Source organism: Salinimicrobium oceani, from assembly GCF_012037645.1.
Genome location: NZ_JAAVJR010000002.1, coordinates 388,796 through 404,910 on the forward strand (window position 1 = coordinate 388,796; position 16,115 = coordinate 404,910).

19 protein-coding genes are annotated in these 16,115 nt (G+C 41.7%); 3 read left to right on the forward strand and 16 right to left on the reverse strand.

What is annotated here, in order from left to right; genetic code table 11:
* Positions 1 to 16: 16 nt before the first annotated feature.
* From HC175_RS05280 to hemN, 3 genes are all read left to right on the forward strand, one after another.
* Positions 17 to 1,276, forward strand: coding sequence for a putative DNA modification/repair radical SAM protein (locus HC175_RS05280; protein WP_168137424.1), 1,260 nt, complete (start codon positions 17 to 19; stop codon positions 1,274 to 1,276).
* Positions 1,277 to 2,053: a TIGR03915 family putative DNA repair protein gene (locus HC175_RS05285; protein WP_168137425.1), complete on the forward strand. Its 777-nt coding sequence runs from the start codon at positions 1,277 to 1,279 to the stop codon at positions 2,051 to 2,053. It begins immediately after the preceding gene.
* A 96-nt stretch (positions 2,054 to 2,149) separates the two neighbouring features.
* Positions 2,150 to 3,514, forward strand: coding sequence for an oxygen-independent coproporphyrinogen III oxidase (hemN, locus tag HC175_RS05290; RefSeq protein WP_168137426.1), 1,365 nt, complete (start codon positions 2,150 to 2,152; stop codon positions 3,512 to 3,514).
* A gap of 106 nt (positions 3,515 to 3,620) precedes the next feature.
* Here the strand turns inward: hemN and HC175_RS05295 are convergent, their stop codons facing one another.
* From HC175_RS05295 to ccoS, 16 genes are all read right to left on the reverse strand, one after another.
* The gene (locus tag HC175_RS05295; RefSeq protein ID WP_168137427.1) at positions 3,621 to 4,007 is read right to left on the reverse strand and encodes a group III truncated hemoglobin; all 387 of its coding nucleotides are present in this window, start codon (positions 4,005 to 4,007) and stop codon (positions 3,621 to 3,623) included.
* Positions 4,008 to 4,018: 11 nt separating this feature from the next.
* Positions 4,019 to 4,309 carry a hypothetical protein gene (locus HC175_RS05300; protein ID WP_168137428.1) on the reverse strand — a complete coding sequence of 97 codons (291 nt, stop codon included), beginning with the start codon at positions 4,307 to 4,309 and terminating at the stop codon, positions 4,019 to 4,021.
* Between the two features lie 120 nt (positions 4,310 to 4,429).
* Entirely contained in the window at positions 4,430 to 5,023 is a 594-nt protein-coding gene (locus HC175_RS05305) for a Crp/Fnr family transcriptional regulator (protein WP_168137429.1), read from the reverse strand.
* A 3-nt stretch (positions 5,024 to 5,026) separates the two neighbouring features.
* Complete coding sequence (gene trxA, locus HC175_RS05310; protein WP_168137430.1) at positions 5,027 to 5,326, reverse strand: thioredoxin; 300 nt, start codon at positions 5,324 to 5,326, stop codon at positions 5,027 to 5,029.
* A 67-nt stretch (positions 5,327 to 5,393) separates the two neighbouring features.
* Positions 5,394 to 6,668 (reverse strand): acetyl-CoA hydrolase/transferase family protein, encoded by a 1,275-nt coding sequence (locus tag HC175_RS05315; RefSeq protein WP_168137431.1) that lies wholly within the window; start codon positions 6,666 to 6,668, stop codon positions 5,394 to 5,396.
* A 3-nt stretch (positions 6,669 to 6,671) separates the two neighbouring features.
* Complete coding sequence (locus HC175_RS05320) at positions 6,672 to 7,244, reverse strand: YceI family protein (RefSeq protein ID WP_168137432.1); 573 nt, start codon at positions 7,242 to 7,244, stop codon at positions 6,672 to 6,674.
* Positions 7,245 to 7,324: 80 nt separating this feature from the next.
* Positions 7,325 to 8,620 carry a hypothetical protein gene (locus HC175_RS05325; RefSeq protein WP_168137433.1) on the reverse strand — a complete coding sequence of 432 codons (1,296 nt, stop codon included), beginning with the start codon at positions 8,618 to 8,620 and terminating at the stop codon, positions 7,325 to 7,327.
* A 58-nt stretch (positions 8,621 to 8,678) separates the two neighbouring features.
* Complete coding sequence (locus HC175_RS05330; protein ID WP_168137434.1) at positions 8,679 to 9,269, reverse strand: YceI family protein; 591 nt, start codon at positions 9,267 to 9,269, stop codon at positions 8,679 to 8,681.
* A gap of 320 nt (positions 9,270 to 9,589) precedes the next feature.
* Positions 9,590 to 10,291: a sulfite exporter TauE/SafE family protein gene (locus HC175_RS05335; RefSeq protein WP_168137435.1), complete on the reverse strand. Its 702-nt coding sequence runs from the start codon at positions 10,289 to 10,291 to the stop codon at positions 9,590 to 9,592.
* Positions 10,291 to 10,737, reverse strand: a complete 447-nt coding sequence (locus HC175_RS05340) for a FixH family protein (RefSeq protein WP_168137436.1) — start codon at positions 10,735 to 10,737, stop codon at positions 10,291 to 10,293. Before HC175_RS05340 ends, HC175_RS05335 begins: the two co-directional genes overlap by 1 nt.
* 4 nt (positions 10,738 to 10,741) lie before the next feature.
* Positions 10,742 to 11,038 (reverse strand): hypothetical protein, encoded by a 297-nt coding sequence (locus tag HC175_RS05345; RefSeq protein WP_168137437.1) that lies wholly within the window; start codon positions 11,036 to 11,038, stop codon positions 10,742 to 10,744.
* 12 nt (positions 11,039 to 11,050) lie between these two features.
* The gene (ccoG, locus tag HC175_RS05350; RefSeq protein ID WP_235942523.1) at positions 11,051 to 12,469 is read right to left on the reverse strand and encodes a cytochrome c oxidase accessory protein CcoG; all 1,419 of its coding nucleotides are present in this window, start codon (positions 12,467 to 12,469) and stop codon (positions 11,051 to 11,053) included.
* 24 nt (positions 12,470 to 12,493) lie between these two features.
* Positions 12,494 to 13,369, reverse strand: a complete 876-nt coding sequence (locus HC175_RS05355) for a cbb3-type cytochrome c oxidase N-terminal domain-containing protein (protein ID WP_168137438.1) — start codon at positions 13,367 to 13,369, stop codon at positions 12,494 to 12,496.
* Positions 13,366 to 13,551, reverse strand: a complete 186-nt coding sequence (locus tag HC175_RS05360) for a CcoQ/FixQ family Cbb3-type cytochrome c oxidase assembly chaperone (RefSeq protein WP_168137439.1) — start codon at positions 13,549 to 13,551, stop codon at positions 13,366 to 13,368. The genes HC175_RS05355 and HC175_RS05360 overlap by 4 nt, the downstream gene beginning before the upstream one ends.
* A gap of 5 nt (positions 13,552 to 13,556) precedes the next feature.
* On the reverse strand, positions 13,557 to 15,746 hold the full coding sequence (gene ccoN, locus HC175_RS05365; RefSeq protein WP_168137440.1) for a cytochrome-c oxidase, cbb3-type subunit I: 2,190 nt from the start codon (positions 15,744 to 15,746) through the stop codon (positions 13,557 to 13,559).
* Positions 15,747 to 15,749: 3 nt separating this feature from the next.
* Positions 15,750 to 15,938 carry a cbb3-type cytochrome oxidase assembly protein CcoS gene (gene ccoS, locus HC175_RS05370; RefSeq protein WP_168137441.1) on the reverse strand — a complete coding sequence of 63 codons (189 nt, stop codon included), beginning with the start codon at positions 15,936 to 15,938 and terminating at the stop codon, positions 15,750 to 15,752.
* Positions 15,939 to 16,115 lie beyond the last annotated feature (177 nt).

The window sequence follows — 16,115 nt, forward strand, 5'->3', positions numbered from 1 at the left end:
CCTCAAAATGAGCTGAATGGATTATGAAAGGATCAAAGAGAAATTGACCATCCTTGCCGATGCTGCGAAATATGATGTTTCGTGTTCCTCTAGCGGCAGTAATCGGAAGAATAATAGTAAGGGTTTGGGAGATGCTTCTGGAATGGGAATATGTCATTCCTATACAGAAGATGGCCGCTGTGTTTCCCTTCTAAAAATTCTGCTAACAAATCATTGCATTTTTGATTGCGCTTATTGCGTGACCCGAAAGAACAATGATATCAAAAGAGCGGCATTTAAGGTGCAGGAGGTGGTAGACCTCACTATAAATTTCTACAGGCGCAACTATATTGAAGGCCTTTTTCTGAGTTCCGGAATTTTTAAGGACGCCGATTATACTATGGAACGCCTCATCCAGGTTGCAAAAAAACTGCGTCTCGAAGAAAATTTCAATGGGTACATACATCTCAAATCAATTCCCGGAGCCAGTGACGAACTCATGCGGGAAGCCGGATTGTACGCCGACAGGTTGAGCGTGAATATTGAGATTCCTACCAAAGCTGGTCTCAAATTACTTGCGCCAGATAAAAAACACGAAGATTTCATCAAGCCCATGGAGAAGGTGAAGAACGAGATCATCCAGTACAGGCAGGAGAGCAAATTGATACGCAGCACTCCAAAATATGCCCCGGCAGGCCAAAGTACACAAATGATCGTCGGAGCATCGGGTGAAAATGATCGTGAGATCATGTATTCTGCGAACTTTTTCTATAAGAAATATCATATGAAGCGGGTTTACTACTCAGGTTATGTACCTGTGGCGCAAGATCCAAGGCTTCCGGCTTTAGGAACGCAGGTGCCAATGTTGCGTGAAAACAGACTTTACCAAACAGATTGGCTGTTGCGATATTATGGTTTTGATGTGAGAGAACTGCTAAACGACGAGCATCCAAACCTGGATCTCGAGGTTGATCCTAAATTAAGCTGGGCCTTGAGAAACCGACATCTTTTTCCCTTAGATGTCAATAAGGTAGAAAAACAACTTCTTTTACGAGTTCCGGGAGTGGGATTGAAATCTGTACAAAAGATAATACAGGCGAGAAAATTCCGGAAATTGAACTGGGAACATCTAAGGAGAATTGGAATTGCGATGAATCGGGCAAAATTCTTTTTGACTTGTGATTCGAAGGATTTTGAAGTGAAAGAACCTTCAAGTGAATATCTTAAAAGTGTGATCCTGAAAACATCCTCCGGGAAATTCCGCAAGGAGATCGATACGCAATTGAGTCTTTTTTGAATGATACACGCAGTTTTAAAATATGATGGAAGTTTTGAGGGTTTTCTCTGCTGTGTGTTTGTCAGTTATCAGGAAAAACTAAAGGTGGTGGAAATTCACCCCCCCGGAAGGGAATTGCAGGTGATGTTTGCAGAAGTTCGGAAAGTCATCACAGAACCCCAGAAAGCGAAAAGGGTATGGACCAGCCTGAAACAAAAAGCGACTGTACCTGGTCTTCGCGATTTGAAATATGCTTTTTTAAGTGAGCTTGAAGGAATAGAATTAGAGCTGCTTTCCATGATACGCTATATTATTGCTGAAGCAATACCTGTGGATCGTGATTTTTCTCACCCGGCGGTTTTAAAAGTGGCGCAAACAGCAAAAAAGGTGGCCAGGGAGAAACATCGTATGGAAGCCTTTGTAAGGTTCAGGCTTACCCGAGATGAGATCTATTTTGCTGCAATTGAACCAGATTTTAACGTGATCCCACTTATTAAGGCGCATTTCAAAAACAGATATGCAGATCAGAAGTGGATCATCTATGACCTTAAAAGGAACTTCGGAATCGCTTATGATCTTCATGAAGTAGTATATATCACTTTGGATATTGATCCTGCAATAGGAATTTCAGGAGCGCCCGAAGCATATTTTCATACTTCAGAAGTTGCTTTTCAGCAGCTTTGGGCTCAGTATTTTACCAGTACCAACATTGTGAGCAGGGCCAACAAAAAACTGCATGTGCAACACCTTCCCCGGCGATACTGGAAATATCTTTCAGAAAAGAACCTTCAAAAATGACATTTTTGGAAGGTCTTGAAAATGGACCTTAATGACCTGATTAAGATCATATGTATCGCAACATAGAGCTGGTATTTTTGCAGTTAAAAAGGAGGTATGAGCACATCTTTGATTCAAAAGTACAACGTTCCAGGGCCCAGGTATACCAGCTATCCCACAGTGCCTTATTGGAATGAAGCCGATTTTTCGATCATAAAATATAAAGAGACGCTAAAAAGTTCATTTTTGGAGAGTAATAGCAGGGAGGGGATAAGCCTGTATCTGCACCTGCCTTTTTGTGAAAGCCTTTGTACATTTTGTGGCTGCAACAAAAGGATCACTAAGCGCCATGAAGTGGAATCTCCTTACATCGCTGCCCTCCTTGAGGAGTGGTCTCTTTACGTGGAACATTTGGGACAAAAGCCTTTTATACAGGAAATTCACCTGGGTGGAGGGACGCCAACTTTTTTCTCACCTGCCCATTTGAAGCTACTAATTGATGGGATATTTAAGTTGGCCGGTAAAACTGAGGAGAGAGACTTCAGTTTCGAGGGGCATCCTAATAACACCAAAAAAGAACATCTAAAGCTGCTCCATGAGCTGGGATTTACACGGGTAAGTTACGGGGTGCAGGATTACAATTTTGAGGTGCAGCGTGCTATACACAGGTTTCAGCCTTTTGTCAATGTAAAAAATGCAACCGAAGGGGCTCGGGAAATTGGTTACAGTTCTGTAGGCCATGACCTCATCTTCGGACTACCTTTTCAAACTGTTGATCATATTCGCGAGACCATCGAAAAAACGAAGATTTTAATGCCCGACAGGATCGCATTTTACAGTTATGCCCATGTCCCTTGGATCAAAGGCAATGGGCAACGCGGCTTTAACGAAGCAGATCTTCCTTCGGCTGCTGTGAAGCGAGAAATGTATGAAGTAGGGAAGCAAATGCTTGCAGAGGCAGGATATGTGGAGGTAGGGATGGATCACTTTGCTTTAAAGGCAGACAGCCTTTATACCTCAATGGCTCAAAACAGGTTGCACCGGAATTTTATGGGCTACACCTCCTCAAAGACAAGGGTAATGATAGGCCTCGGCGTATCGGCCATTAGTGACAGCTGGACTGGATTTGCGCAGAATGTAAAGACTATTGAAGAGTATTACGAGCTCCTCGAACAAGGAGCATTGCCACTATACCGCGGTCACCTTCTTACTGCGGAAGATGAAAAAATTCGGAAGCATATTCTCAACCTCATGTGTAAGCTTCGCACATCCTGGAAGGACGATCAAACGAAATTTCCAGAACTTCCGGAAGTCCTGATGAACCTGAAGGAGATGGAAGCCGACGGTTTGCTGGAGTTTGGAGATGATGAACTAATTGTAAACGAAAAGGGCAGGCCTTTTGTGAGGAATATTTGCATGGCTTTTGACCTGCTGTTGCAAAGGAGTAAACCCGAAACCAGGTTGTTCTCGATGACAGTTTAAGGACCTTTCTAAAAATGGGATATTTCGCAATCCGGTTATTACCTCACTCGCAACGGCGTAAGAACTAGATAAGTTGGAATGTGTATGAAAATCGGAGTTTCGGGAGCTAGCTTTTCCGACTCATATAAATATTCAGGAACAGGTTATGCGCCATATTCCTTGCGCGATTTCGGGCGATGTTTGCTCTTTCACCTTCAAAAAGTTCATCAAGGGTCTGGTTCCATAAATTCAGCCATTCCCCAAAATGCTTTTGTTCGATGCTACTATTAAATTCCCTGTCTACCTGTTGATGCGCCTTTACAGGATTCCCGCGGAATTTGCTCACCATAAAAAGGTTGGTTTCCCAAAAGTCTGTAAGCTTTTCCAAATGCGCCGGCCAATCCTCAATTGTTTGATCAAAGAAAAAGCCAATGCTCTCATTAGCTCTTACCTTTTTATAAAATGTGGAAACCAGGAGAAAGACATCCTCCCGGTTTTTTATATCTTCTTTCATTCAAACTTTAATTAGTAGCGCATTCCAATATTAATAACAAGAAGGAGAACACTTAGCAGGAGGCTCAAAATTAAAGAATTGAAAACAAATTTAGCTTTCATTTGTGAAAGTACCGAAACCAGGTAGGCCATCGCCCCAACCAGTACCAGGAACAGTTGCAGCATCTGGATAAGATCATGTCCATTCATCAGGATGACCATGACGGCAGCAGCACCAAGGCAGGTAGTCAAAATTATTGCTACTGCCGAATATCCTACAAACAGGTCCTCAAAATCTTTGTAAAGTGTGTTGTAAAGTCTCATACCTTAATTTTTTTATACAGGTAAAATTAGAAGTATGAGCTGCGAAGGAAAATGATCTCGATCATAAAAACGGATATTTCTATCCGTGATATGTTCCATTAAATAGTTGAAAAATAGATATTAACGATACACTTTTCTTTTTCTAATTTGAAGTTCTTCTTTCTTTTCCAAAGATTTGGTAGCCCTGATAACGGTTTCTACCCTTAGCCCTGTAAGATCTGCCAGCTGTTGCCGGGTAAGGTCCAGGCGGTATTGAAATCTCCCTTCAACCTTGTCCCGGGACTTAAGATAGTCGATGATCCTCAGGATACGATGTTCGGGCTCCTGACTGGATATTTCTGAAGCCATTATTGCTTTGTAATGCAGCCTTTTCGCCAAGGTTTCAGTGATCTTGAGATGCACTTTAGGATTGGAAGAAAGAAGTTCCAGAAATGGCATTTTTGGAAGCTGAAAAACCTGAGCATCTGAAATGGCTTCAGCATTTGCCGGGTATTTCACATTTGCCAGCAAGGGAGGTTCTCCAAAACTCTGGCCTATCGAAAAAATACCCTGAATGAACTCCTTGCCATCTTCATTATAGTTATTCATCTTTATTTCTCCCAGGGCGATCTGGTAAAAATTCAGTGCCGATTCTCCCTCGCGAAACAATTGATCTCCCTTAGAGTATTCTACTCTTTTGGCTCCATATTTTATGAGCAGATCTTCATCTATCATGAATTACTGATGGGAATTGATGAGTTGCACAAGTTGATCCTTAGGCACCACTCCAGATTGTCTCCATAACTGCCTGCCATCTTTGAACAGGATGAGGGTGGGCACCCCACGAACCTGATATTTTTCTGCCAAAGCCTGATTTTTGTCCACATCTATCTTGACTATTTTCACCTTATCCCCCAGGTCTGCCTTAGCATCTTCTAAAATGGGCGCCAAAGTCTTACATGGACCACACCAGTCTGCAAAGAAATCTACCAATACCGGTTTCTGCTCATTTATGATATCATTGAAGTTACTTTTCATAATTCTTCTTTTTTTTAGCCTTTTAAAGGTACTCAAAAATGGGAAATGAAAACTCCCTTTTTAGAACCTACCTGGAGTTATTCATTCGTGAAAATGCCTCTTCTTCCAGTTTTTCTCTATGATTGGGATGTGCGATCGAGATCAATGCTTTTGCTCTTTGCTTGAGATTTTTTCCATAAAGATTGACAACTCCATATTCTGTAGCAATAAAATGAACATGAGCTCGAGTAGTGGTGACGCCAGCGCCCTCCTTGAGGTAAGGGACGATCTTTGATGCGCCGTTCCCAGTTATGGAAGGCATTGCAAAAATTGCTTTTCCCCCTTCCGATAAAGAGGCACCCCTTATAAAATCCATTTGGCCACCAACTCCCGAGTATTGATATTTTCCAATGGTATCTGCACAAACCTGCCCTGTTAGATCAATTTCAATGGCGCTGTTAATGGCAGTGACTTTTGGGTTTTTCCGGATGATCGCTGTATCATTGGTATAAGCGGCTTCTTTAAAGTGAACCAAAGGATTGTCATCTATAAAATCATAGAGTTTGGGAGAACCCATGGCAAAACAGGTCACGATCTTTCCGGTTTTTACTTCTTTATCTTCTCCTGTAATAACTCCTTTTTCTATTAAGGGCAGTACTCCGTCAGAGAACATTTCCGTATGGATCCCAAGACGTTTATGACCCGTAAGGTTACTGAGCACTACATTCGGGATACCTCCAATTCCCATTTGAAGCGTCGCGCCATCCTCAACCAGGCCTGCAACATGATGGCCAATTTGCAGCTCAATTTGCGATGGCGGCGCCAGGTGATGTACATGGATTGGATGGTTGGTTTCAACTGCAGCTGTGATCCTGCTGGTGTGGATGACACCGTCGCCATGTGTTCTGGGTACCTGTGGGTTGATTTGAGCGATGACCTTTTTAGCCGTCTGTATGGCTGGCAGCGCAATATCTACAGATACACCTAAGGAGCAGAATCCATGTTTATCTGGTGGTGAAACCTGAATAAAGGCAACATCAAGTGGTAAGATATTTTTCCTGAACAGCAGATGAATCTCACTTAGAAATATTGGAATATAAGCTCCATTTCCCGAATTGATCGCTTCTCTCACATTTCCGGATACGAAGCAACTGTTGGTGTAAAAAGAGCTTCGGTAAGGCTCCTTTGTATATAGTGCTTCACCTTCAGTATGAATGTGAAAGATCTCCACATTTTTTAAGTTTGCATGATGCTCTACTAAGGCAGCTATTAGAGTTTCGGGGGTCATGGCAGCTCCCTGGAAAAAGACACGATCTCCCGATTTTACAAGTGAGACCGCCTCTGCGGCAGATACTATTTTCATGATTTATTTTTTTACGTGGAGATCGAACTCAATTTCAATCACATCCTTTACGACGATCATTCCAAAAAGCTTTTTGGGAGGTTCGAGATCATAGTCTTTGATATTCAGGCTTAGAATTCCCTGGAATTGGGCAATTGCTCCATTCTTAATGCTAACCGGAACCTGAAAATGTTTCTTCTTTCCGGCGATGCTAATATAGATAGTGGCTAATCCCTTATTATTTGAGGAGAGTGCAACTTCATTTAATTCCAGCACAATTTCAGGATGCTTTCTGGTTTGAAGTAAGTCGTGGAAATCGCTGTTAATACCTTTACTTCCGCAGTCAAAGCCGCGGTTGTTGAGGGTAAGCGAAGCTCCTTGAAATTTGATTTGATGCCCTGTCTGGGTGAAGCTAATTTGTTGTGTTCCCTCAAGATAGGAAGTGTCAAATTTACACTGGAACTTAGCGATATTTGAATCCCCGATAATCGTGAGGTTACTGGCAGGTAATATGGTGATCTGTTTCTTTTGGTAATCTTGCGCGTAAATTATTGAACCGCAGAAAAGTACCAGGGCAATAAACGCAATCTTTTTCATAGAATTAAATTTAGAAAAAAAAATGGGGGAATTTTGTAATTCCCCCATTCTTCGGGCTAGTTCAAACGAATCTTTTGTGCTTAGAAGCTAATTGCTGCTTCTAGGGTGATTCCATTGAAGTTTCCTTCGTGGAGGTTGCTGGTTGATGGGTAATCATTATAATCCTGGTTTACATACTCTAATTTGGCAAGTATGTTTTTGGTCATAAACCATCCAGCTCCAAGTTGTATTCTGTTCACAGAAATTTCATTTGTATTAGTAAGATCTCCGGTTACAGTACTGTAACGACCACCTAGGTAGAAATCTTCTTCTGCGCCAAATCTGTAAAGAAGCTCACCAGCAAGGTGGTTGTAAGTTCTTGTATCAGATTCGTTTTTGTCCTTACCTGTTGAAGTTTCAATGATTCCGAAGAACTCAAGTCCGCCATACTTCACAAATGGGTTGATCATGATTGAAGTCATCTCATTTTTAAAAGAAGGGCTGATGCGTCCCGCTCTAAAATCTCCACCTTCTTCTGTCATTACGTTGTAGTAACGAGTTCCTGCACGGTCACCTGTGTACAGGTAGTTACCTCTTCCATAGTTGTGTCCGCTGTAGAAAATAGATCCTGTCAATCTAAATCTGAAATCTTCAGAGAATTGGTTGTCATAACCAACTTTAGCAAGGAAAGAAGGATCGGTTTCTCCATCTCCAGAGGTAGACTGGTTCAATTTACCGTTTGTAAATCCTACCATTCCTAACCATGGGCCGTTGAACATATAAACTTCAGCACCAACTTCGGTAGTAAAGCTATCCATTAGGTAGTTTCCAACAAACGGGTTGTAAAGAGCCATTGCGTTATCTGTTCTTCTAAAGTGTGCATCACCATAGTTATTTTCCATGTGCCCAATGCGAATTCTCATGTGATCCATTAGGCCCTGAGCAAAACCTTCACTTATGAAATCCAGTTTATCGATTTGAATGTATCCACCTTTTACATATGCTTCGGTGTGGTGTTGAGAAGAAAGATAAGTTCTTAAGTGCATTCTCACCCCATCATAAAGCAGCACATCAAGATCCAGGTTTGCAGTTGCAAGGTTGAAGTTACCTTCCAGTTCTGGAAGAGTTACTCCACTGGACTCCTGGCTTAGAGACTGGAATTGAATGGTAGAAGCACCACCAACTCTCACCTGTACACCATCAAAATCGGTAATGGTATCTTTATTTGGTTCAAACTCGTTGATGCCACGTTGATCTGGAGCTCTGAAGTTAGGAATAGTTCTGTCCCAAAGAGTGTTACTATTCTCTTTTACGACTACATCTGCCTCTTGTGCCTGTGCTTGAAAGCCTAGTGCCATAAGTAGAGCAATACCTGAATATTTGATTAAATTTTTCATCTTGATAAATTAAAATGTTGATAGTTGAGTTTTAAAATTTTGTTTTTAGGTAATAGAATTATTTAGAAAATACAGTTTGAAATTTAATGGTGACGTCATCGCCGGTGGTAATAGTTCCAAACATTGCAGTTGGAGGATCCACCTTATAATCTGTCATTTTGATCTTTTTAGAACCACTTAGGGTGATCTTATCTCCTGCAACTTTAGCATCAAAAACCATTTCTACATTCTGTTTGGTTCCGGCGATAGTCAGTACTCCTGTTGTGCTGATCTTGCAGGAAGTTTTTGAGGTGCAATCCAGGTTATTTACCTTGGTCAACTGGTAGGTGATCCTTTTGTGATTTTCTGTTTTAAGTGCTTTATAAGTGTTTTTGTCCATTCCACCTTTTCCACTCTTGAGGCTTTCGGCAACAACAGCAAAATCAAGTTGATCCAGCTGCACTAATTGTCCGTCCTCTATTTTGACCTTGATCGCTCCCTGAAGTTCTTTGGCAGCAATTTCCCAGTCATGCACATTTGAAGTTCCTTCCACCTTGAGGTTCGAGGCTCCACTGTTCACATTATATGTTTGTGCTGTCATTGTGGTGGCTGAAAACACCATGACTAAAAAGCTTCCAAGTAATAACCTAAGGTTGTTTGTTGTTTTCATGATTTCTAATTTTAATTATGGTACAAAGATGGGGCAGAATTCAAGGGGAGAGTATGACGCGGGTCAGCTTTCGGTAAGATTCTTGTCAGCGCATAATAATTTCTCATTTTTATGAACTGAAGCTAAAAAGTTTAAATTGAGTGTTTTAACTTCAGGTTCCTGTTGTTTTCTCAGGAAGATGTGCTGATTTCATTGGAACTCCTTATGATGATCTTTGTTCCTGAAGTTCTCGATGGAGAAGGGCGATATTTAAATTCAGATCCTGAATGTAAATAATGTGGAAAAGCGAAGCTTAGAACCTGCAATTCTGAAGATCCCGGTTAGTGACAGGAGGCCGCAGCGGTGATCTCGGGTTGGAGTTCAACAGGGGAGAGGTAGGGAATTCCTAATCCAAGGCCACGAAGAATGAATAAAATACCTATGATGAAAATGAAACCTGGAATTAGCTTTTGAATTTTCTTTTTTGCAACACCTCCCAGGAACGTACCGAAATAAGCAGCGGTGGTCATTAAAGGAATGGTGCCAAGTCCAAATAGCAGCATATAAAGGCTGGACTCTATAATTCCTCCGGCTGCAATGGCTCCAAAAACCGCCATGTAGACCAATCCACAAGGTAAAAAGCCATTGAGGAAGCCAATAGTAAAGAATGTATCTGGAGTCTTTCTTTTTAATGCAGCTCCTAAGGAAGTTTTTATTCTGCCTATGAGCCGATACATGGGCTTTGAAAAATTGATCTTCTGGAACTTCTTTGTGGGGAATACAATTACCAGGATCATTAAAATTCCAATACCTACAGAGAGCTGTTGCTGTATACCAAACAAATAGAGGCTTTTGCCCACAATGCCAAATGAAATGCCAATTATGCTATAAGCCAGCAGACGGCCAACGTGGTAAAGGAAGATCTGTAGGAACTTCTTGATGGGGTTATTTCTTGAGACTGGCAACATGAACGCAATGGGTCCGCACATGCCAATGCAATGGAAACTTCCAAGAATTCCTAATATGAAAGCAGAATAAAGCACTAGTAATTGATATCCTCTCTAAAATAGTATTTTTCAGTCCCGTATTCCCAATCTATGATGATGTTCCACCGGCCGCCTAACAAGCTCTTATCAGGTACGAGCAATTGATTTGTGGATAATGAGAGAGGAATCTCAACATCCAATTGCTTGTTTGACGGCCTATAGAGGAACAAATTTCCTTTTATCATTGTATGATCAAAATCCTTAGGGAAAGTTATCACAAGTCCCTGCCGGGATCTGTGAACCTGGATATTCTCTGGAAGCTTTGTCGCATTTTGAGTCTTATCCAGTTGTTCCTGAAAGGAAAGTTCATTTTTATAATATTCTTCCACAACCAGGTCATGGCTGTAGGCTTCATCTGTGATCATAGTAACCACAAAAAACATGATAAAGCTTATAAAGCCAATAATGGTCAGTACCAGTGATGTGCCCCAGGATATTTTCATCAGCTTATTTTTTTATAACAAAAAAGATACTTGCCTCACGCGGTTCTATGGAATGATATTCTCCAATAGGAATCTCCAGCTCATCAAAGACATCAAGATGAATACTGTTATTTCCGGAGATATAAGTTATTGCACCCTTAATTACCACAATTCTTGCAGGAATATCACTTTTGTGTTCCTTTAAAATGACGTCATGATTAAGGCCAATAGCCAGTACATGTGAACCTTCTGCCTGTTCAAATCTCTTTACCAGAGGTTTGCTGGCACTCGATAATTCCCTGTTCAACTCCTTCAACAACATATCATTTCATTTTTACCTGAAGCTTCTTGGCCCCATGAAGTTAGTACTTGTGGTTTCTATCAATTTCTCACCACTATAAATTCCTATTTCGACATTATTTTTTTCACCTTTTAGCAAGGCTTTGGGAATTTCAATGAATAAGGTTCCCTCTGCAAGGCCTTTTTCAGGCACCAGGATATCTTCGTGCGTTACAGATTCAATGCTGCCGGCATGTGACAATAATTCAAAGTGCACCTTCTGAAAACTCGTGGTAGTTTTATTGATCAGCTTAAAAGTATAGACATTACTAATATGGTCATTTGCCTGCACCTCATATAATTGCCCCGGAAGGCGAAGTACTGTGGCTTCAATATCAGCTCGTATAAACAACATGCCCGAGAGAATTCCTACCAGAACTAATAGAATTGCAGCAAAACCCTTCATTCTGGAATTAAATCTGAATTGCTCCTGTTTTTCAATATGCTCTTCAGAATAAAAACCAATGAGTCCTTTTGGAAGATCTACCTGCTCCATCATAGCATCACAGGCATCTATACAGGCTGTACAGTTGATACATTCCAGCTGAGTGCCATTCCTTATATCGATCCCCGTGGGACAAACATTTACACATTGAGAACAGTCAATACAATCTCCTTTTCCAAGCTCCTGGCGATTTTCATTCTTTCTGAATTTCGATCGCCCTTTTTCTCTTTCTCCTCTATTGGAATTATAGGCTACCACCACAGATTTCTTATCCAAAAGCACGCTTTGTAACCTGCCGTAAGGACAAGCTATAGTGCACACTTGTTCCCTGAACCAGGAAAAGATGAAGTAAAACACGGCAGTAAAAATGAGCAGGGCAGTGAAGGTGCTGAGGTTTTCTAATGGACCTTCAGTGATGTACTGCAACAATCTTTTGCTTCCCACCAGGTATGCCAGGAAAACATTCGCAATTCCAAAAGAGATAAGGAAAAACAGGAACCATTTAAATCCCTTTTTTCGGATCTTATCAATATTCCACTCCTGTTTGTCAAGGCGCATTTGTGCTCCCCGGTCTCCCTCAATCCAATACTCGATCTTCCTGAAGACCATCTCCATAAAAATGGTCTGCGGGCATATCCAGCCGCAAAAGATCCTCCCAAAAGCTGAAGTGAATAAAGTGATGAACAAAACTCCAATGATCATCGCGGTGACTCCAATGTAAAAATCCTGGGGCCAGAATGGCTGACCAAAAATGTAGAATTCTCTTCCTAATACATTGAAGAGCATGAATTGATTTCCATCAATGTGAAGGAAAGGGGAGGCTATGAGAAAAACCAGGAGGAACCAGGTAAGCCCTGTACGATACCTGTAAAATTTCCCCTGGGGTTTTTTTGGATACACCCAGGCCCTCTTACCTTCGGCATTCATTGTGCCTATTCTGTCCCTGAAGTTGTTCTCTGTTGTATCCAAAGTCCTTAATTTTCCTGTAAAGCTCTATTCCTTGATCCAGAGTTCGCCTTCGGCCTCTTTTGGATTTGCCGGAGTACTTCCCTGAAGACTTAATATATAACTGGAAACCTGTTGGATCTCTGCAGGTTTTAATATGGATTTCCAGGCTACCATTCCCTTGCCCGCACGGCCACCTTCACTAATGGTGTGGAAAACTTCACTAATGCCTCCTCCAAGGATCCAATGTTCATCTGTAAGGTTAGGACCTATCCCTCCTCCACCGTCTGCAGCGTGACATGCCATGCAATTTGTAGTAAATATTGCCGCTCCTGCCTCGAGGTCTTTTGCTGCGGTCAAAGCCACTACGCTTTCGGCGTCGACCAGGTTAGGGGCATTTTTCTTGTATTCCTCAACCGCTAATTGCGCCGCCAGCATTTCCTGCTCAAACTCTGCCGCTTGATTTTCACCTCCAAACATGTGGTAATATGCCATATATCCAATGGCAAAAATTATGGAAGCGTAGAAGGAATACAGCCACCATGGCGGGAGCTTATTGTCCAGTTCTTTTATTCCGTCATAGTTATGATCCAGCTCCTGGTCTCTTTCTTCTGAAATGGGACGCGTTCCCATCAGCTTAATATAAATAGCCTTGAGATCATATTTCTTCATTCTTTCGGCATGAGCAGCCATATATCTCTCCTTTGCTTCAGTAGAAAGGGATTTGAACAATATGTTCTCCATTGCGCCAAGGATGATTTCCGCAGCGATCAAAAATAGAAGGATGACCACCAGGGCTCCAGCCACAACGGGATATTCTATAAAGGCAAAATTTTCGCCTGAATCAATAAAGTATTCAAGGGCTCCAGCAATGATCAAAAAGAAAGCTGAAATTCTTATCCAGGCTGGGATTGCATGTCTCATGAGTTCTGTTCGTTTTCTGTTTCTAATGGAATTTGTTCTACACTGTTGATGTAATCTTTTTTAGCGGTGAAGACCCACCAAAATAGAGCTACAAAAAAGAGGAAGAAAATAAGCAGGGAAATGATGGGGTAGATTTCTACTCCTGCAATCGTTTCCATGTGTCCTTTTATAAATTTTAGCATGACTTTTAATTTGAGGTTGTTGAATTCACCACTTTTATATCTGTGCCCAATCGCTGTATATATGCTATAAGAGCCACGATCTCCCGGTCCTTCATTTCTACGAAATCAAGTCCGTTTTCCTCAGCATGTTTTTTGTCGGCTTCATAGGTAGCTACAAAATCTGGATCACTGTACAGGTTTTGCTGAATCCTGGCTGCCTGCTCATCCATGAGCGCCTGCGCATTTGCGATCTCAGCTTCTGAATAAGGCACGCCTAATTTGACCATAGCCTTCATCTTAGCCTCAGTATTAGTTCTGTCATGTTTATCTGTGATGAGCCATTTGTATCCTGGCATAATGGAACCTGCCGAAGTACTTTGAGGGTCATACATATGATTGAAATGCCAGTTATCTGAATATTTTCCTCCTATTCTCATGAGATCTGGACCGGTACGTTTACTTCCCCACAAGAATGGATGGTCGTACACGTATTCGCCTGCTTTTGAGTATTCTCCATATCGCTCCACTTCACTTCGGAAGGGACGAATCATTTGCGAGTGACAGGAAACACAGCTTTCCCTTATATAAATATCTCTTCCCTCGAGTTCCAGCGGAGTATAAGGTTTTACGCTAGTTATGGTCGGAATGTTGGATTTCACCAGGATCGTGGGTACGATCTGAATGATCCCACCAATAAGAATAGCAATGGTAGCAAGAATAGTTAACTGCACGGGTCGGCGTTCAAGCCAGGTATGGAATCCTTCCCCAACCAGCCTGCGGTTACTAATTTTCTGAAGAGGGGCGGCTTCAGCAAGTTCGTCTGTGACTTCCCTTCCGCTTTTAATGGTCTTGTAAACGTTATAGAGCAGGATGAACATACCGCAGATATACATACTTCCTCCTATGGCTCTAAACCAGTACATAGGCATGATCTCGGTCACGGTCTCGAGGAAGTTTCCGTAAACCAGGGTGCCATCTGGGTTAAACTGCTTCCACATAGAGGCCTGGACAAATCCTGCAACATACATTGGAAGGGCGTAGATAATAATACCAATGGTACCTGTCCAGAAATGTGCATTTGCCAGCTTAATAGAAAATAACTTGGTTTTAAACATTCGGGGCACTAGCCAGTAAACCATTCCGAAGGTTAGGAAGCCATTCCATGCTAAGGCACCAACATGAACGTGAGCAATAACCCAGTCGCTAAAATGTGCAATCGCATTGACGTTTTTGAGAGATAACATAGGGCCTTCAAAAGTGGCCATTCCATAACCGGTTATGGCGACAACCATAAATTTAAGAACAGGATCGGCCTTTACTTTATCCCATGCTCCACGTAAGGTTAATAAGCCATTGATCATTCCCCCCCAGGAAGGCATAAGGAGCATTACTGAAAAAGCTACTCCCAGGTTCTGAGCCCAATCTGGCAGGGAGGAATACAACAGGTGATGCGGTCCTGCCCAGATGTATATGAAGATAAGCGACCAGAAGTGAATAATAGATAATTTATAGGAGTAGACCGGCCTGTTCGCAGCTTTAGGAACAAAGTAATACATAAGCCCCAGAAAGGGGGTAGTAAGGAAGAAAGCTACTGCGTTATGGCCATACCACCACTGCACCAGGGCATCCTGAACTCCGGCATAGACCGAATAACTTTTGAATAACCCAACTGGAATTGCGAGGCTATTGAAGATATGGAGTACGGCAACAGTAACGAAAGTTGCTATATAGAACCAGATGGCAACATATAAATGCCGCTGTCTCCTCTTAAAAATGGTTGCGATTAGATTCCATCCAAAAACTACCCAAACCACTGCTATTGCGATATCGAATGGCCACTCGAGCTCTGCATATTCTTTTGAACTGGTGAACCCCATGGGCAGCGTTATGGCTGCACCTATAATAATAGCCTGCCAGCCCCAAAAGTTGATGTTGCTTAAAATGTCGCTGTACATCCTTGCCTTAAGCAGCCGTTGGCTGGAATAGTAAACTCCTGCGAAGATCGCGTTACCAACAAAGGCAAAGATGACTGCATTGGTGTGGAGAGGGCGGAGGCGACCAAAGCTTAACCATGAAATTCCATCGGTAAGGTTTGGGAACAGGAATAAAAAGGCTAAAAGAAGCCCAACCGACATTCCAATTACCCCCCAAAAAAGGGTTGCATAAAGGAACTTTTTTACAATTTTGTTGTCGTAGTAGAACTGTTGCAATTCCATTTTTTAAGTGTCTTGATTAGTTTTTACTGGGGTTGTTGTTTTTTCCTTGACAAGCTCATCTTCAAATAGAATACGCACAGAAGGCGTATAGTCATCATCATACTGGCCGTTTCTCACAGCTATAATGAAGACCACAAAAAAGAGTACTGCTACAATAATGCTTATTGTAAGAAGTAAATAGATGACGCTCATACCTATTTATATAAAGGGCAAAACTAAAAGCAATGTTTCTTGAGAAATATGATCTCAATCAGGTTTTTGACAGAAAGCAATTCTCTAAAAAATTCAGGCATATATGATTACGCTCATATGTGAATGCAGGTCTAAATAGGACATTTGTATCTGAAATTATTATTAAACACTTCCTGT

Coding starts and splice junctions, on each gene's coding strand:
- HC175_RS05295 (WP_168137427.1), bottom strand. CDS start 4,007: ATGAAAGAAGATATAAAAAACCGGGAGGATGTCTTTCTCCTGGTTTCC.
- trxA (WP_168137430.1), bottom strand. CDS start 5,326: ATGAAAAGTAACTTCAATGATATCATAAATGAGCAGAAACCGGTATTG.
- HC175_RS05340 (WP_168137436.1), bottom strand. CDS start 10,737: ATGAAAATATCCTGGGGCACATCACTGGTACTGACCATTATTGGCTTT.
- HC175_RS05285 (WP_168137425.1), top strand. CDS start 1,277: ATGATACACGCAGTTTTAAAATATGATGGAAGTTTTGAGGGTTTTCTC.
- ccoN (WP_168137440.1), bottom strand. CDS start 15,746: ATGGAATTGCAACAGTTCTACTACGACAACAAAATTGTAAAAAAGTTC.
- ccoS (WP_168137441.1), bottom strand. CDS start 15,938: ATGAGCGTCATCTATTTACTTCTTACAATAAGCATTATTGTAGCAGTA.
- HC175_RS05280 (WP_168137424.1), top strand. CDS start 17: ATGGATTATGAAAGGATCAAAGAGAAATTGACCATCCTTGCCGATGCT.
- HC175_RS05325 (WP_168137433.1), bottom strand. CDS start 8,620: ATGAAAAATTTAATCAAATATTCAGGTATTGCTCTACTTATGGCACTA.
- HC175_RS05345 (WP_168137437.1), bottom strand. CDS start 11,038: ATGTTGTTGAAGGAGTTGAACAGGGAATTATCGAGTGCCAGCAAACCT.
- HC175_RS05320 (WP_168137432.1), bottom strand. CDS start 7,244: ATGAAAAAGATTGCGTTTATTGCCCTGGTACTTTTCTGCGGTTCAATA.
- HC175_RS05315 (WP_168137431.1), bottom strand. CDS start 6,668: ATGAAAATAGTATCTGCCGCAGAGGCGGTCTCACTTGTAAAATCGGGA.
- hemN (WP_168137426.1), top strand. CDS start 2,150: ATGAGCACATCTTTGATTCAAAAGTACAACGTTCCAGGGCCCAGGTAT.
- HC175_RS05300 (WP_168137428.1), bottom strand. CDS start 4,309: ATGAGACTTTACAACACACTTTACAAAGATTTTGAGGACCTGTTTGTA.
- HC175_RS05305 (WP_168137429.1), bottom strand. CDS start 5,023: ATGATAGATGAAGATCTGCTCATAAAATATGGAGCCAAAAGAGTAGAA.
- HC175_RS05355 (WP_168137438.1), bottom strand. CDS start 13,369: ATGAGACATGCAATCCCAGCCTGGATAAGAATTTCAGCTTTCTTTTTG.
- HC175_RS05330 (WP_168137434.1), bottom strand. CDS start 9,269: ATGAAAACAACAAACAACCTTAGGTTATTACTTGGAAGCTTTTTAGTC.
- HC175_RS05360 (WP_168137439.1), bottom strand. CDS start 13,551: ATGCTAAAATTTATAAAAGGACACATGGAAACGATTGCAGGAGTAGAA.